This is a genomic window from Rhodococcus sp. 114MFTsu3.1, from assembly GCF_000383555.1.
GTDB classification, from domain to species: Bacteria; Actinomycetota; Actinomycetes; order Mycobacteriales; family Mycobacteriaceae; genus Rhodococcoides; species Rhodococcoides fascians_E.
Genome location: NZ_KB911545.1, coordinates 84,659 through 100,023, shown reverse-complemented (window position 1 = coordinate 100,023; position 15,365 = coordinate 84,659). Strand labels below are relative to the sequence as shown.

Here is a 15,365-nt window from a genome sequence, read left to right as displayed (position 1 = left end):
AGGACTCGGTCAGGGAGCAGCGGATGTCGACGACGTCGACGAGGCGGGAACGTCGGGCGCCGGGACGTCGCCGTCGCGGCGGGACGCATCGAAACGGGGCCGGGCCCGCGCGAACACGAAGAACGCGACGACCAGCAGTACTGCGCGACCCCAGACCCCGAATTCGACGAAGAATTCCTCGGTACCCGCATCGGCGCCCTGAGCGAGCGCGGCGAAGTACCGGAAGACGCCGATGCCCATCGACAGATCGGCCACCAGGTAGGCCGCGACCAGAGCCCACGGCACTCGGAGCAGGACGAAGAACGGGATGAGCCACAACGTGTACTGAGGTGAATGGACTTTGTGCAGCAGCAGGAATCCGCACAGCATGGATCCGCTGACAGCCACCCACGGGTACACGTGCTCGGTACTCGCGCGACGCACACCCATCCACAGCGCAAGACCGAACGCCGCGAACACCAGAAGGGGCGACAGAATGTCGACGGTGTTCTGGAACGCCGTCTCGGCCTGCTCGTGACTTTCCGCCGTCATCGCGTCGGTCACCCACAGTTGCCGCAGACCCCAGTACCAGATCGAGTTCGTGGTGATGTCGGCTTGCCGCAGACTCTGGAACGCGAACGACGCCTTCCATCCCTCGTATCCGAGGACCGCGAAGGGAAGATTGACGACGACGACGGTTCCTGCCGCAGCGGCGAGGACGGACAGCGCGCCGCGCAGGTCCAACTTGGTTCCCGGCACCCGGCCCGTCGCGCCGCCGTACGCGACGTACGCGGCGAGTGGGAGGACGAAGGCGCCCGGGTACAGCTTGAGACAGAATCCCACTCCCAGCAGTATCGCCGCGAGAACAGCCTTCACCCGCAACGACATCCGCATGCTCATCACGAACACTGCACCGACGGCCGTCGCGACCACGGGCAGTTCCCAGTTGTGGAACGCGTACATGACCAACGGTGGACCCACCGACCACAGCAACGCGGACTTGCCGGCCAATCGGCCCAGCATCCAGGCCGTGATCAGCCCGAACGGCGCGAGAAGCAGAGCCGTGTAGAGGAGGAACTCGGCGTCGGTGTGGGCCGGTACCGCACCCAGCCACATCAACACCCCGCTCAGCACGGGGTACTCGACCGTTCCACCCGTCAACACCCCGTTGGAGGTGATCGCCCCGTGAAGGTAGGGGAACACGTGGTTGTCGATGTCGCGGCCGAGCCACAGGAACTGAATGTCGGAGTAGCAGACCCAACTGTCCTTGACGGAGTCGAACGTCGTGCTCCGGCCGTTGTCGTAGAACGGCGCCACGGCACAGCGGGCCTTGTTGAGGTAGCCGAGAATCAACGTCAGCGCACAGGACGCGACCAGGACGATCATCGTCGACGTCGACGCGGCAGCCGATGGCAGGCGACGCCCACGAGACGACCGTCCACCCGGATGCATGAGGTAAGCCTAGGACGAGCCGAGGCGGTCGTCGGAACCGTCGTCTGATTTCGCAGGTCAGGGCATGGCCGTGTACCCTCCAAGGGTTGCTGACGCAACGACCCTCCTGCCGCGGATCGTCCGCGGCCGTTTTCACTCAGTCCACAGGAGGTGATGAGGTCTTATGCGTCATTACGAATTGATGGTCATTCTCGACCCCAATCTGGACGAGCGCACTGTCGCTCCGTCGCTCGATACGTTCCTCAACGTCGTTCGCAAGGACGGCGGCAGCGTCGACAAGGTCGACGTCTGGGGCAAGCGTCGTCTGGCCTACGAGATCGCCAAGCACGCCGAGGGCATCTACGCCGTTGTGAACATCAACGCCGCGCCTGCCACCGTCAGCGAGCTCGACCGCCAGCTCGGACTCAACGAGTCCGTTCTGCGCACGAAGGTCCTGCGACAGGGCAAGTAATTGTCGTTGCTCGCCTCTAGGCTGGCATCAACAAAGACTTACTACTGAAAGAGGAACCATGGCAGGCGAGACCGTCATCACCGTCGTCGGGAACTTGACGGCAGATCCAGAACTTCGTTTCACCCCGGCCGGTGCGGCCGTGGCCAACTTCACTGTTGCGTCCACACCGCGCACGTTCGACCGTCAGTCCAACGAATGGAAAGACGGAGACGCACTCTTCATGCGCTGCAACATCTGGCGTGAAGCTGCGGAGAACGTGGCCGAGAGCTTGACCCGCGGGGCACGCGTCGTCGTGACCGGCAGGCTCAGGCAGCGTTCGTACGAAACGCGTGAAGGTGAGAAGCGGACTGTCGTCGAGCTCGAAGTCGACGAGATCGGTCCCTCGCTTCGCTACGCCACCGCCAAGGTCAACAAGGCCAATCGTGGTGGAGGTGGCGGAGGCGGCGGCTTCGGTGGTTCCTCGGGTGGATCGGGCGGCGGACGCTCGAACTCCAACTCGGGATCCAATTCCGGCGGAGACGACCCTTGGGGCAGTGCCCCGCAGGCGTCGGGCTCCTTCGGTGGGTCCCGCGGTGGGGACGACGAGCCTCCGTTCTAGATCCTTCGTGATCGAGAACAACCAGACGTAACGGAGAAAGACCATGCCGAAACCGCCATTGCGCGACAAGGTGCTCAAGAAGAAGGCGTGTTCCTTCTGCAAGGAAAAGAACACACAGATCGACTACAAGGACACGACGCTGCTGCGTAAGTACGTCAGCGACCGCGGAAAGATCCGCGCGCGTCGAGTCACCGGCAACTGCGTCCAGCATCAGCGTGACGTGGCCGTTGCCGTGAAGAACTCGCGTGAGGTAGCTCTGCTGCCTTACGCCGCGACGGCACGATAAGAAAGGAGCGATCATCATGAAGCTGATCCTCACCGCTGATGTGGACAACCTCGGTGCGCCCGGCGACACCGTAGAGGTCAAGGACGGATACGGCCGCAACTTCCTGCTGCCCCGTGGACTGGCCATTCAGGCCACCCGCGGAGCCCAGAAGCAGGTCGAAGGCATCCGCCGCGCTCAGGAAGCTCGCGCTGTTCGCGGCCTCGAGCACGCCAACGAGCTCAAGCAGGCCATCGAAGGACTCGAGTCGGTTTCCCTGTCGGTCAAGACCGCAGGTGACTCGGGCAAGCTGTTCGGCTCCGTGACGGCTTCGGACGTCGCGTCTGCCATCAAGGCAGCAGGCGGACCGGTCGTCGACAAGCGCAGCATCGATCTCCCCAAGGCTCACATCAAGGCAACGGGCAAGCACGACGTCGTCGTGAACCTGCACCCCGATGTGGCTGCGAAGTTCAAGCTGGAGGTCGTCGGAAGCTGATTCAAGCTTCTGGCCCGATACGGCTGGAAAAAGCCCCACGAACCTTGGTTCGTGGGGCTTTTTTCGTGGTTTGTCACAAAAAATACACTGCCGCAACGGTTTTCAATTGTGAGGAGACTCTCATCACGGGCGCGTAACCCAAGGTTTGCGTACCCTTTAACGAGGGGCGACAGAAGCACACAGATGTGCGTACGCGACACGCAAACGACCGACCAGACGCCTAGACGCCCGGAGGACCTGCCGTGACCACGACAGTCGACAAAGATTCATCGGACAGCGAGTCATCAACGAAAGGATCCGAGTCTCCATCTCGGATCGGGAGCATTCTGAAGTTCGACGTACCGGCATCGCTGGTCGTTTTCCTTGTGGCGGTGCCACTTTCGATCGGTATCGCAGTTGCATCGGGTGCGCCCGTGATGGCCGGGCTGATCGCAGCCGTGATCGGCGGCATTCTCGCCGGCGCACTGGGTGGATCGCCGTTGCAGGTCAGTGGACCGGCCGCAGGTCTGACCGTGGTGGTGGCCGAGCTCGTCAATCAATTCGGTTGGGCCGTAACGTGCCTCATCACCGTTGGAGCAGGTGCGGTGCAGATCCTGTTGGGTCTGAGCCGAATTGCCCGGCACGCGCTCGCCATCTCGCCGGTGGTTGTGCATGCCATGCTTGCCGGAATCGGTGTAACCATTGCGCTGCAACAGATTCACGTTCTGCTCGGTGGTGAATCCGAGAGCTCCGCGGTCGAGAATCTGCTGGCCATCCCCACGTCGGTTGCCGACGGCCAGTGGCCGTCGATCCTCGTCGGTGGCGTCGTCATCGCGTTGATGTTGCTGTGGCCGAGGCTGCCGGGTGCAGTGTCGAAGGTGCCCGGTGCACTCGTGGCCGTCGTCGCGGCAACCGCCTTGTCCGTTGTTCTCGATCTGAACGTCGAACGAATCGATCTGCCAGGCAACCTGATCGAGGCGCTGAGCCTCCCCGCGCTTCCCGAAGGCCAGTGGGCAGGCATCGCCACCGGTGTTCTGACCATCGCGTTGATCGCCAGCGTGGAGAGCTTGCTGTCCGCCGTCGCGGTGGACAAGATGCACACCGGACCGCGCACCAACTTCGACCGTGAACTGCTCGGACAGGGTGCGGCCAACATGGTCTCCGGTGCCGCAGGTGGCCTCCCCGTCACCGGTGTGATCGTGCGCAGTTCCACCAACGTCAAGGCCGGTGCCAAGTCGCGTGCGTCGGCGATCCTGCACGGTCTGTGGATCCTGGTCTTCTCCGTTCTCTTCATCTCGGTCGTCGAGCTGGTTCCGTTCGCCGCACTCGCCGGTCTACTGGTCATGATCGGCGTGCAGCTGATCAAGCTGGCAGACATCAGGATTGCCCGCAAGACGGGTGACATCGCGGTGTACGCGGTCACCGTTCTCGGCGTGGTTGCACTGAACCTGCTGGAGGGCGTGCTGATCGGATTGGCGCTCGCCATCTTCCTGGTTCTCCGTCGCGTCGTGTGGGCGCACGTGCACGCCGACGAGACAGTCGACGGTTCCTGGCGCGTACACATGCAAGGTTCGCTGAGTTTCCTGTCGCTTCCTCGCCTGACCCACGTGTTGTCCTCCGTACCAAGCGGTTCCAAGGTCAACATGGAACTTGCCGTCGACTTCCTGGACCACGCAGTGCACGAACATCTGCACGAATGGGTACGTCAGCACGAGCTCGGTGGCGGCACGGTGCAGATCGAGGAGAACGGATCCGCCTCGCTCGCAGCCGCAGCCGAAGCACCGCCGAAGCGCGGACTCGCAAGCGTCCGTGGCTCGCTGGCCCCGTGGTCGGCATGGCAGCTGAAGGAAGACAGTGCGGTCGACGACAACCCGCCCGCACTGCGACCGGTCCTGTCCGGCGTCGCCGAGTACCACCGGACCCACGCCGAGGCCATCAAGCCGCACCTGCAGGGCCTCACCGAATTCCAGGACCCGGACACGTTCTTCCTGTGCTGCGTCGACTCGCGGGTCATGCCCAACACCATCACCAGCAGCGGACCGGGCGACCTCTTCACCGTGCGGAACATGGGCAACATGATCCCCGCACAGGGTCAGGACACCTCGGTGGAAGCCTCGCTCGCCTACGGCGTCGACGTCCTCGGCACCAGCTCCGTCGTCGTCTGCGGCCACTCCGGCTGCGGTGCGATGAAAGCTGTCCTCGCCGGACCGGACAAAGCAGGCGACGAACGCGTCGTCGAATGGCTCGAACACGGCCTCGCAAGCCTCGAGGCCTACCGCAGCGGGCACCCCGTCGGACGCGCAGCCGCAGAACTCGGCTTCTCCGAAGGCGACCAGCTCGCCATGGTCAACGTCGCAGTACAGCTACAGACCCTCACCCGACACCGCGTCGTCGGCCGCGCCTCCGCAGAGGGGAAACTGAGGGTCACAGGGCTCTTCTTCGACATCCCCACCGCCCGCGTCCTCCAAATCAGCACCAAGGACATCACCGTCCTCGACACAGCCGAAATCCAGCCCGCCTGACCCGCCCGGCCCTCGGCCTCCAGCGCGTCTCACGCCCTACGCCCCCATTTCGGACCGAATGTACCGTCCGGTCACTCAGAGTGACCGAACGCCACATTGGGTCCGGATGGGGGCGTGTGTCGTCCACCCGGTTCGTGAGCGAACGTGCCGTTCGGTCACTTGGAGTGACTGAACGCCACATTGGGTGCGGATGGGGGCGTGTGTCGTCCGCCCGATTGGTGAGCGAACGTGCCGTTCGGTCACTTGGAGTGACTGAACGCCACGTTCGGTCCGGGGCGGGAGCCGGGGGGCGGGGCGGTCCGAGAGGGGGCGGTGCACGGCGGTGTGGCAGGCGGGGTGGGGTGGCGTGCGGCGGGCGCGGATTCGGGCGGGATGCAGCGAAACCGGGCTGACGACTGGTTTTGTGAGTGTTCCCAGACACTGTGACGTGAATCACTGGTTTGTTCACTTCGCATTTACTCAACACGCCCGAGTTGTCAACTTGGGCGACACGCCGCGCAATAATTCATACACAGGACAGAAAGTTTATGTACACCCTTTGAACTGGTGGAATGGTCGATATTCGGAAAGTTATACCCAGGTTATCCCCAGATGGTCAACACAGTTGTTCAGCACTATCCACATTCGATCCCCAGGTTCATCCACAGGCTGTGTTGTGACGGGAAACGATTGCGCCTAACGTCCCAGCAGCGTGTCTCCACCGGCAGAAGGGGTGACGCACGGAGGTGCCCGATCGTGGGTGCGCGTGCGGGATTCTTGTCGGTGGCGAGGGGTAGAAATTGTGTCGGTACGTAGTCGTGCGGTAGTCGGCTGCGAGGTTTCGTACGGGGAAAGGACGGTCGACTTCACGTGGCAGTTGTGGACGATCGAGGGCAATCGGACTACTCCTCCGAGCCGCCGCCCAGTGAAGCCCCGGGCGAAGATTTCGGTCGTCAACCCCCGCAGGACATGGCGGCGGAGCAGTCGGTTCTGGGCGGCATGCTCCTCAGCAAGGACGCCATCGCCGACGTGCTCGAGGTGCTCCGTCCCGGCGATTTCTACCGCCCGGCGCATCAGAGCGTGTACGACGCCATTCTCGACCTCTACAGCCGCGGGGAGCCCGCTGACCCGGTGACGGTCTCGGCGGAGCTGGATCGTCGCGGTGACCTGAAGCGGATCGGGGGTCCTCCGTACCTGATCACACTCACGCAGACTGTTCCCACTGCGGCGAACGCCGGTTATTACGCGGAGATCGTGGCCGAGAAGTCGATCCTGCGCAGGCTCGTGCAGGCCGGCACCCGCATCGTGCAGTTCGGGTACGCGGGTTCGGACGGCCAGGACGTCGCCGAGGTCGTGGATCGTGCGCAGGCAGAGGTGTACGAGGTCACCGAGCGTCGTACTTCCGAGGACTTCCTCCCCTTGGAGGAGCTGCTGCAGCCGACGATGGACGAGATCGACTCCATCGCCAGTCGCGGCGGTATCTCCCTCGGTGTGCCCACCGGATTCGCCGAGCTCGACGAAATTACGAACGGTCTTCACCCTGGTCAGATGATCATCGTCGCGGCGAGGCCTGGTGTGGGCAAATCGACCCTGAGTATGGATTTCATGCGGTCGTGCTCGATCAAGCACGGTATGCCCAGTGTCATTTTCTCGCTGGAGATGAGCCGCACCGAGATCGTGATGCGTCTGCTGTCGGCGGAGGCCAAGATCAAGCTCGGTGACATGCGTTCGGGAAAGATGACGGACGACGACTGGACCAAGCTTGCCCGACGGATGAGCGAGATCAGTGAGGCGCCGCTGTTCGTCGACGACTCCCCCAACCTGACGATGATGGAGATTCGCGCCAAAGCTCGGCGTCTGAAGCAGCGCAACGGTCTGAAGTTGATTGTCGTGGACTACCTTCAGCTGATGTCGTCGGGCAAGAAGGTCGAGTCGCGTCAGCAGGAAGTCTCGGACTTCTCCCGTCAGCTCAAACTTCTCGCCAAGGAACTCGAATGCCCGGTGGTTGCCGTGTGTCAGCTCAACCGTGGTCCTGAGCAGCGCACCGACAAGAAGCCGATGGTGTCCGACCTCCGTGAGTCCGGATCGCTCGAGCAGGACGCCGACATGGTGATCCTCCTGCACCGCCCCGACGCCATCGAACGCGACGACCCCCGTGGCGGCGAGGCCGACCTCATTCTGGGTAAGCACCGTAACGGTCCGACGGCGACCATCACAGTGGCTCACCAGCTGCACCTGTCGCGTTTCGTGGACATGGCGAGGGGCTGATCGCCGCGCTGGGTGTTCAGCTGGACGGGCCGTGGTGGCATACGAGCATCTGCGTGGCGCCCCGTTGGAACTCGTAGTCGACGTTCGCTGTGCGGCAGTGAATGTTTCGGTTGCGCAGTTCGTCGAGCAACTCGGCGAGCCGAGGATAGGGCTCCGACGACCCGACCGGGACGAGCGGAAAGATTCGCAGCTCGTGGGACGTGACTCGCATGAGTTCGACGATCGTATCGAGGTGGAACGCGGCGTCGAGGGTGTCCGCGTAGCTGAACAGTAGGTGGGAGCTGAGCACCAGATCGAAGCTGGCATCGCTGAACGGCAACGATGGTAGCCGCCCGGGAACGTACCGGCCGGGGTGCCGTCGTATATCGGCCGAAAACTGTTGCGCAGCGGTGTGTCTGGCGAGTCGGTGTTCGTCGAGTCCAGCGAAGAACGTCCACGCGTAGTGGTCGGCGTGCGCGAGTACGTATGCGTGCCCGCGATCAGTCTCGGACAGTGCAACGGACGCGAGTCCCTCCGGGTCGTCCGCGAAATACGCTACGTCGCAGGCTGTTACGTCGCTGCCGCGGTCGGTTGCCTCGCAGGTGAACCCGGAGGCGCCCGCAGGGCAGTCGAGGATGCGACGGGACAGATCGGAGTCGGTCAGGCCGAACATCGCACGATATTCGTCGAACGATCTGGCGGTCATCACTACGTCGAGGGTCATGGGGTGGTCCTCTCGGGATGGGGGCCACCTCAGGCGTCGACCACGCACGCGACGTACAGGTGAGAATCGTCGGCCGACATGAGGCGGCCGAAGGAGTGCACAGGTCAGGGCCGCGGGTTCAGGGCCGCCACCGAAGCTGTACGAACGTGGTCACCTGATCAGTGAAACACATCAGCCCGTGAAAAGGCCCGACACGGATTGCCCGATACCCGGCCGAATCGGCGGGATCCCGTCGAACAGGCGAAGTATCGGGCAATCCATGCCGCTGCCCAGCCCCTGACCTCTATGCATCGACGGTGGCACGCCCTGACACTCGGGTTGCAATAGCGTCGGCGATGACGTTCACCTCGGCGGCAAGGGTTTCGCGACTCTTGGTTTCGGATTCGTGGAGGAAGGTCGAGGATCCGAGTGTTGCCCCGACGTATTCGACGATGCCGCGTTCGATCTGGATGGCGAAGGCCTGGTCGATGCCGTGGCGCCCGAAGCTGTCGGCGTCGTCGGCTGCAACGGCGACGAGGTGGATGGTGAGTCGACCCAGTTTCTTGACGAACCCGGTGTCGGGGCTGTCGTCGAAGGCCCATCCGTTGATGAACACGCGGTCGATCCAGCCTTTCAGCTGAGCGGGCATGGACCACCAGTACATGGGAAAGACGAGGACGAGGTGGTCCGCGCGGTCGACGCGGGCCTGCTCGGACGCTATATCGGCGTCGAGGGTTCCGGTTCCGCGGAAGAGGTCCAGGTCGGCCCGGGTGAAGCGGGGGTCGAAGTTCTCGGCGGCGAGGTCTGCGAACTCCACCGTGTCGCCCGCGTCGACGAGTGCGTCGATGGTCGAGCGTGCGACGTGGTGGGTGAGGGAGTTCGGGTCGGAATGGGAGACTACGACGAGGCTGCTCACGGAGATCCTTTCGTTGGGCGAAGAACGCTATGTACCAAAGGTAGGTTACTATTGGTACATAGCGCAAGGAGGTGTGTGGATGGCTCGGACCAGGTTGTCGCGTGCCGAAAGGTACGACCAATTGATCGAGGTCTCGTGGGCGCTCGTCCGAGCAGAGGGCGCCGACGCTCTCACACTCGGTCGGCTCGCGGAACGGGCGGGAGTTGCAAAACCCGTGGTGTACAGCCATTTTGCGTCCAGGGCGGTGCTGCTGGCCGCGCTCTTCCAGGAGTTCGACGACCGTCAGGCGGCCATGCTCGAGGAGTACCTCGACAACGCAGAAGCGACGCTCGACGGCCGTGCCGCGGCAATTGCCAACTCGTACGTCGGGTGCACGCTCGCGCAGGGCCGTGAACTCACCGGAGTACTCGCTGCGCTGGAAGGATCGCCGGAGCTCGAGCAGGTCAAACGCGCTGCAGACCAAGCTTATTCGCAGCGGTGCCGCGAAATCCTTGCCCCGTTCGTCCAATCGTCGACGGGGGTGTCCGTACCCTCGATCACCGCGATCTTCGGCGCGGCAGAGGCGCTGTCTCGTGCGGCCGCGACGGGTGACCTGTCCCCGGATCAGGCCAAGGGCGAATTGGCCGAGACCATCGTCGCCGTCGCCGGCAGGAGCGGGGCCTAGAGCGGGTGGATCCAGCGCTCGACGTGACATGCCGAGAAGCTTGTACTGTTGTCCCGGCGACGCGAACGTGAGGTGAGTGCACGTGAAGTGGAAGAAACGGCCCGGTGACGCAGGTATCGCTCTGGGCCCGAGCATCCCGATTCTTCGCATGTTCGACGACGCGGCTACGCGGGCGTTCTACATCGGTTATCTGGGTTACGACGTGGAGTGGGAGCACAGGTTCGAGCCCGGGATGCCGTTGTACATGAGGGTTCGTCGTTCCGGTTCGGTGCTCGATCTGTCGGAGCATCATGGAGATGGAACACCAGGGACTGTCGTGTGGATTCCGGTTCAGGACATTCGGGCGTTCCATCGGCAGCTCGACGCCGCCGAGTATCGGTCGATGCGGCCGGGTCTGGACACCGATGCGCCGGGTGGGCCGACGGTGACCGTGATCGATCCGTCGTCGAACGTGCTGCGTTTCTGCCAAGTAGAGGACCCGGATGAGTACACCAACCGGTGAGACCGTTCATGGGTCGTAGCGTCGACGGCGCTGTTTGCGGGCAGGTACCTCCAGTGTCGGCATCGTTCGTAGCAGAAAACTCTCGAAGTGCGGTGTGGTGAAGACCGATTCGTTGTTTTTCGTGATGTGCAGCAGCCCTTTGTCCACCAAACCCGCCCGTGTTCGCGTGCACTGCGCGACGGTACGTTCGAGGGCTCGTGCGGTGTCGATCTCGGCGGGAGCATCCACGATTGCGCGCAAGTACGCGAGGTCCACGTCGTCGACGCGACCGAGGTCTCGACGGAAGAAGTTCTCGTCGACGAACTTCTCGTATTCGGGAACGGCGTTCTCGATGTCGGCCTCGGTGACGACGTCGGTGTTGCGAGCGTCCCAGACGACGAATCCGAGGGCGTGCAGCAGCGCCGGAAATTTCCCCGTGATCGTCGACGCGGTCAGGACCGCTCCGTCCGTCCACGACCCTCCACTGCGCAGCGTGGCGGCGGCATCGGCGTCGGCGAGAGCACCGAGAACCGGGAATTCGAACAGGCGGTCCGCGCGCGCTCGAACCTCGTCCACTGTCGGTCTGTTCGGCGGCTGCGCGCCCTCCGGTATCTCGTCGACGGGATCGGTGAGCCCTGCACCGACGACCGTGATGGGCAGTTCGCGCAGGTAGCAACGATGGAACGCGTCGATCAGCGCGGAGAGCTGTGCCGAGGTGAGCCGCTGTAGCTCGTCGATCACGAAGACGATGCCTGTGTCGTGGGCACGCGCGGCCTCTCCCAGCGCGAGGAGGGTTGCCGTCGTGTCCGCGGACAGCTGCCCGGTGTCGGCTGCCCCGGGCGTTGTCTCGGTCCATTCCGCGGTGAGGGGGCTGCTCGCTCCGAGCACCGAGGCGAACGAGCCGAGTACGCCGGACGCTCTTTTCGCCTCCGATCCCCAGTGCCCGCGGGCGGATACGGCCAGCAAGGCACTGCGGCATTCGAAGGCCAGTTGTCGTCGGAATCCGTCGTCGTCCCGTCGGACCGCATCGATGTCGACGATCGCCCAACGCCTCGACCGCGCGATCGAGACGTACTCGCGGAGCAGTACGGTCTTACCGGTGCCGCGCATGCCGGTGATCAGCTGCGACCGTGCGGTATGACCGCGTTCGAGGCCGTCGAGCAGAGAGATGAACGCCGACCGGTACTTCTCGCGTCCCGCCAGTTCCCTCGGCACCTCGCCCGACTCGGGTGTGTAGGGATTGTTCATAGGAAGAGTTATAGGGGCACTCGGCAGGTAAGTACATCGCTGCGAGAAACTCTGTGACATGCGAGAAAAGTGAGGTACCCCGGCCGCACGGATCGGTAATTGCACACTCCGGCACTTCGGTCTACTCTCGACGGTCTTCAGCCCACGGATGGTGGCCGACCGCGCTGTCCCACTGCTGATCGCCGAACGATCGGAACCCGCCATCCCTCACCGCCCACCAGGTTGGGTCCGACGCGGTTTGTCGGACCTCACAGTGCCCTGACCGGAGGTCACGAACATTTTCACGACGGTAGACGCCCGAACCCACGAACCATCGGTCGATGCGAACCTCCCCGGAACACTGCAAGCGTGCTACTCGATCGAGTTGAACAAGTTTGCCTGGTGGGGCACGGGCAGCCCCTCTCAGGATGCCGTCGCGGCCGGACTACCTGCAGGAACGCCGGCGTCGTTGACCATCGCACTGCCCGACGCCGCCTCCCGATCGGTGCAGGCGCTGTCGGTCCCGGTTGCACTGGTGGACGCGCCGGACGCGCTCACTGCGTTCACCACGTGGCGACCGGGAGATCGCGCGAGTCGGTCGCTGCGGGTCTGGGCGCGCATAGCAGTGGCGGCTGCGGCTGGTGGGGACGTGGAGGGCCTCGTCTCGTCGGTGCCGATTGCCGGACACGCGGCGGTCGGACTCGACACGACGACGATCTGGTCTGCAGCGTCCACCGTCGACGCGGCGCTGCATCGGCGGGCGGGTGAGCCGACGCTTCTGCGGGCAGAACTTCGGCCGTATCAGCGGGCAGGCGTCGCGTGGATGAACGCAGTGGCAACGAGCGGCGGGGGAATTCTGGCCGACGAGATGGGCCTGGGAAAGACGGTGCAGGCGATCGCCGTCTTCACGCTGCGACGCGATGCGCCGCACCTGGTGGTGTGCCCGACGTCGTTGGTCGGCAACTGGGCTCGGGAGCTGACCAAGTTCGCGCCGGGCATCGAGGTTCACGTTCATCACGGGGCGTCGAGGACGCGGAGCCTCGAGCACGTCGGGCCGGGTTCCGTCGTGATCACCAGCTATCCGACGCTGCGAAGCGATGCGGACATGATCACGGAAGTAGACTGGGACACAGTGGTTCTCGACGAGGCGCAACAGATCAAGAACTCGGATTCGCAACAGGCGCGCGCGGCCAGGAGGCTGCAGGCGCACCTGCGCATCGCGATGACAGGTACTCCGGTGGAGAATCGACTCGACGAACTGTGGTCCCTGATGGCGTTCGCTTCACCCGACGTTCTGGGAGCACGTGCGCGCTTCCGGCGACGGTTCGTCGTCTCCATCGAGCAGAAGCGGTCCGACGCCGCGGCGGGTCGGCTTCGTGAGCTCGTGGGGCCGCATATTCTGCGACGGCGCAAGGTCGATGTCGCACCCGAACTCCCTGCCAAGGTGATGAATTCGGTGGTCTGCACGCTCACCCAGGAGCAGGAGCGACTGTATCGGCGTCACCTCGACAGCTCGTTGACCGAAGGATTCGGGACAGGGATCGGACGCAGGGGACGGATCCTGACGTTGCTCACTCGCCTCAAACAGATCTGTAATCATCCTGAGCTCGTCGACGGTACCGGTGCCGAAATCCAGGGCAGATCAGGCAAACTCGATCGGGTGACGGAGATGCTGTCGGAGATCGTCGACGACGGGCAGGCGGCGCTCGTGTTCACGCAGTATCGCGGGACCGGCGAGTTGTTGTCCCGGCATCTCGGTGACGAGGTCACCGGACATCCGGTGCCGTTCTTGCACGGCGGTCTGTCCACTGCGGCCCGCGAGACGATGGTCGACGAGTTTCAATCGGGCGACGGCCCACCGATTCTGATCCTGAGTCTGCGCGCGGCCGGGTTCGGCCTCAACCTCACTCGTGCGTCGCACGTGGTTCATTTCGATCGGTGGTGGAACCCGGCCGTGGAGAGCCAAGCGAGCGATCGCGCTCACCGAATCGGGCAGACGCAGACCGTCACGGTGCACACACTGCTCACCGAACGAACCCTCGAGCAGTCGATCGACGACATGCACGGACACAAGCGTGACCTCGCGGACATCGCGACCAGCGAAGCGACGCTCGACATCGGTGGCGATCTAGCGAAACTGTCGGACGGTCAGCTTCGCGAGCTGCTCGAGATCGGGGCGGGCCGATGAGTGACGATCTCGGGGTCACCGCGTGGGGGCGTGACTGGGTACGGCTGGCGCAGCCGACGTCCATCACCCGACCGAATCCAGCTCTTCCTCGGGCTCGATCACTGGTTCGGAACGACAAGGTCGGTGACGTCGTGATCTCGGCCGGGTCGATCAGAGCAACCGTGTTCGGGGCGCGTGACCAGCACGTCAGCCTGCACTGTCCCCTCTGGGCGGACGACGCTGCGGAGTCGGCCCGAGCAGCGCTGCGCGGTCTACCCGCCGGCGACGTGCCGGATTCCGTCCACGCCGAATGGTCGAAGGCAGGCATGCCCGTCGGTCCGAGTCGTGACGAGCTGACCGCCGACTGCGACTGCACGAAACGAACCAGTCCCTGTGTGCACGTGCTTGCGGTGTTCTTCGAGATTGCTCGACGCATGGACGAGCGCCCGGTATCGGCGGTCGAGTTGCGCGGGGTGAGTAGCTCGCCCGACGCCGACGCTGCTCGGCTGCCGATCGACGGCCTCGACCCGGCGACCTTCTACGGGTAGGACGGCGCATCTACTCCGGCCACGGGAGAACCGTCAGATGCGGCCAGATCGATGTCCACCGGGCGGCCTTCGACTCGTAGACGTGCCGCATCGGAAGCAGCGGGTTCGGCCTGATCACCCCGGCGAACACGTCGTCGAATCCGTGGGGTGCATACACCGTCGTCGTCCCGTCGTTCTCGCTGCGGGCCCCGAAACAGCAGGTGGTGGACACGAAGTGGTCGATCCCGTCCTCCGTGCTTCGGAACGGCTTCACCGGTGCGCCGAAGCGATCTTCGTACCAGAGATGAACGCGGGCTTGGTTGCGGACCTCGACGTCGACTCCCAGATCGGCGAACAGAGTGTCCGCATGTCGAATGACGCGATCCTCTGATTCGTACGACAGGTCCGTGCCGTCGTAGTAGAGAAAGTCGTAATCGCGTATGCCGGCTCGAGGATCGGAGCCGGCGACGTGGTTCCAGACGGTCTGGAACAGGCCACCTGCCGTCAGATACCAGTCGGTGAGCCCGAGTTCTGGTCCACGCTCGAGGATCTCGACGACCACCGGATTGGTTTCGATTGCCGTCAGAAAGTCGTCACGCCCCATTCGTCCGATCGTGCCACAGCACCCGAGGTCGGGGTCGAGTCGTTCCGAAGGTGTACGGAATGTACATCGCAACGACGATGTGTGACGGCGCCTGCGTTCGTAGGGTGGAGT

Annotated in this window: 15 protein-coding genes; 10 read left to right on the top strand and 5 right to left on the bottom strand. The window is 63.9% G+C overall.

Annotated elements, in window-relative coordinates:
- Window positions 1–9 precede the first annotated feature (9 nt).
- Entirely contained in the window at window positions 10–1,365 is a 1,356-nt protein-coding gene (locus H292_RS0103460) for a glycosyltransferase family 87 protein (protein WP_020110430.1), read from the bottom strand.
- A gap of 229 nt (window positions 1,366–1,594) precedes the next feature.
- Here H292_RS0103460 and rpsF point away from each other — a divergent pair, with 229 nt between their 5' ends.
- From rpsF to dnaB, 6 genes are all read left to right on the top strand, one after another.
- On the top strand, window positions 1,595–1,882 hold the full coding sequence (gene rpsF, locus H292_RS0103455; RefSeq protein WP_026347802.1) for a 30S ribosomal protein S6: 288 nt from the start codon (window positions 1,595–1,597) through the stop codon (window positions 1,880–1,882).
- Between the two features lie 58 nt (window positions 1,883–1,940).
- The gene (locus H292_RS0103450) at window positions 1,941–2,480 is read left to right on the top strand and encodes a single-stranded DNA-binding protein (protein WP_019665160.1); all 540 of its coding nucleotides are present in this window, start codon (window positions 1,941–1,943) and stop codon (window positions 2,478–2,480) included.
- A 43-nt stretch (window positions 2,481–2,523) separates the two neighbouring features.
- The gene (gene rpsR / locus H292_RS0103445) at window positions 2,524–2,766 is read left to right on the top strand and encodes a 30S ribosomal protein S18 (protein ID WP_019665161.1); all 243 of its coding nucleotides are present in this window, start codon (window positions 2,524–2,526) and stop codon (window positions 2,764–2,766) included.
- Between the two features lie 16 nt (window positions 2,767–2,782).
- Window positions 2,783–3,238: a 50S ribosomal protein L9 gene (rplI, locus tag H292_RS0103440; RefSeq protein ID WP_019665162.1), complete on the top strand. Its 456-nt coding sequence runs from the start codon at window positions 2,783–2,785 to the stop codon at window positions 3,236–3,238.
- 242 nt (window positions 3,239–3,480) lie between these two features.
- Complete coding sequence (locus tag H292_RS0103435) at window positions 3,481–5,739, top strand: SulP family inorganic anion transporter (RefSeq protein WP_020110429.1); 2,259 nt, start codon at window positions 3,481–3,483, stop codon at window positions 5,737–5,739.
- A gap of 849 nt (window positions 5,740–6,588) precedes the next feature.
- Window positions 6,589–7,986 carry a replicative DNA helicase gene (dnaB, locus tag H292_RS0103430; protein ID WP_027498586.1) on the top strand — a complete coding sequence of 466 codons (1,398 nt, stop codon included), beginning with the start codon at window positions 6,589–6,591 and terminating at the stop codon, window positions 7,984–7,986.
- A gap of 16 nt (window positions 7,987–8,002) precedes the next feature.
- Here dnaB and H292_RS0103425 read toward each other — a convergent pair whose 3' ends face one another.
- The gene (locus H292_RS0103425; protein ID WP_020110427.1) at window positions 8,003–8,689 is read right to left on the bottom strand and encodes a methyltransferase domain-containing protein; all 687 of its coding nucleotides are present in this window, start codon (window positions 8,687–8,689) and stop codon (window positions 8,003–8,005) included.
- 283 nt (window positions 8,690–8,972) lie between these two features.
- Window positions 8,973–9,584, bottom strand: coding sequence for an NAD(P)H-dependent oxidoreductase (locus H292_RS0103420; protein WP_019665166.1), 612 nt, complete (start codon window positions 9,582–9,584; stop codon window positions 8,973–8,975).
- A gap of 79 nt (window positions 9,585–9,663) precedes the next feature.
- On the opposite strand from H292_RS0103420, the gene H292_RS0103415 reads away from it, so the two are divergent.
- Complete coding sequence (locus tag H292_RS0103415) at window positions 9,664–10,248, top strand: TetR/AcrR family transcriptional regulator (protein ID WP_020110426.1); 585 nt, start codon at window positions 9,664–9,666, stop codon at window positions 10,246–10,248.
- A gap of 82 nt (window positions 10,249–10,330) precedes the next feature.
- Window positions 10,331–10,750, top strand: coding sequence for a glyoxalase superfamily protein (locus tag H292_RS0103410; protein WP_155949753.1), 420 nt, complete (start codon window positions 10,331–10,333; stop codon window positions 10,748–10,750).
- Between the two features lie 6 nt (window positions 10,751–10,756).
- On the opposite strand, the gene H292_RS0103405 is transcribed toward H292_RS0103410, so the two are convergent.
- Window positions 10,757–11,977, bottom strand: coding sequence for an ATP-binding protein (locus tag H292_RS0103405; RefSeq protein ID WP_020110424.1), 1,221 nt, complete (start codon window positions 11,975–11,977; stop codon window positions 10,757–10,759).
- A gap of 364 nt (window positions 11,978–12,341) precedes the next feature.
- On the opposite strand from H292_RS0103405, the gene H292_RS0103400 reads away from it, so the two are divergent.
- Together H292_RS0103400 and H292_RS0103395 are read left to right on the top strand one after the other, a co-directional pair.
- The gene (locus H292_RS0103400) at window positions 12,342–14,144 is read left to right on the top strand and encodes a DEAD/DEAH box helicase (protein WP_020110423.1); all 1,803 of its coding nucleotides are present in this window, start codon (window positions 12,342–12,344) and stop codon (window positions 14,142–14,144) included.
- Window positions 14,141–14,671: an SWIM zinc finger family protein gene (locus H292_RS0103395; RefSeq protein ID WP_019665171.1), complete on the top strand. Its 531-nt coding sequence runs from the start codon at window positions 14,141–14,143 to the stop codon at window positions 14,669–14,671. The genes H292_RS0103400 and H292_RS0103395 overlap by 4 nt, the downstream gene beginning before the upstream one ends.
- Window positions 14,672–14,681: 10 nt before the next feature.
- On the opposite strand, the gene H292_RS0103390 is transcribed toward H292_RS0103395, so the two are convergent.
- Window positions 14,682–15,254, bottom strand: a complete 573-nt coding sequence (locus H292_RS0103390) for a nucleotidyltransferase family protein (RefSeq protein ID WP_020110422.1) — start codon at window positions 15,252–15,254, stop codon at window positions 14,682–14,684.
- Between the last annotated feature and the right edge of the window lie 111 nt (window positions 15,255–15,365).

What these genes read in the sequence shown, in the direction of transcription:
- H292_RS0103460 (WP_020110430.1), bottom strand. Translation starts at nt 1,365, where the DNA reads ATGATCGTCCTGGTCGCGTCCTGTGCGCTGACGTTGATTCTCGGCTAC.
- rpsF (WP_026347802.1), top strand. Translation starts at nt 1,595, where the DNA reads ATGCGTCATTACGAATTGATGGTCATTCTCGACCCCAATCTGGACGAG.
- H292_RS0103450 (WP_019665160.1), top strand. Translation starts at nt 1,941, where the DNA reads ATGGCAGGCGAGACCGTCATCACCGTCGTCGGGAACTTGACGGCAGAT.
- rpsR (WP_019665161.1), top strand. Translation starts at nt 2,524, where the DNA reads ATGCCGAAACCGCCATTGCGCGACAAGGTGCTCAAGAAGAAGGCGTGT.
- rplI (WP_019665162.1), top strand. Translation starts at nt 2,783, where the DNA reads ATGAAGCTGATCCTCACCGCTGATGTGGACAACCTCGGTGCGCCCGGC.
- H292_RS0103425 (WP_020110427.1), bottom strand. Translation starts at nt 8,689, where the DNA reads ATGACCCTCGACGTAGTGATGACCGCCAGATCGTTCGACGAATATCGT.
- H292_RS0103415 (WP_020110426.1), top strand. Translation starts at nt 9,664, where the DNA reads ATGGCTCGGACCAGGTTGTCGCGTGCCGAAAGGTACGACCAATTGATC.
- H292_RS0103405 (WP_020110424.1), bottom strand. Translation starts at nt 11,977, where the DNA reads ATGAACAATCCCTACACACCCGAGTCGGGCGAGGTGCCGAGGGAACTG.
- H292_RS0103395 (WP_019665171.1), top strand. Translation starts at nt 14,141, where the DNA reads ATGAGTGACGATCTCGGGGTCACCGCGTGGGGGCGTGACTGGGTACGG.
- H292_RS0103390 (WP_020110422.1), bottom strand. Translation starts at nt 15,254, where the DNA reads ATGGGGCGTGACGACTTTCTGACGGCAATCGAAACCAATCCGGTGGTC.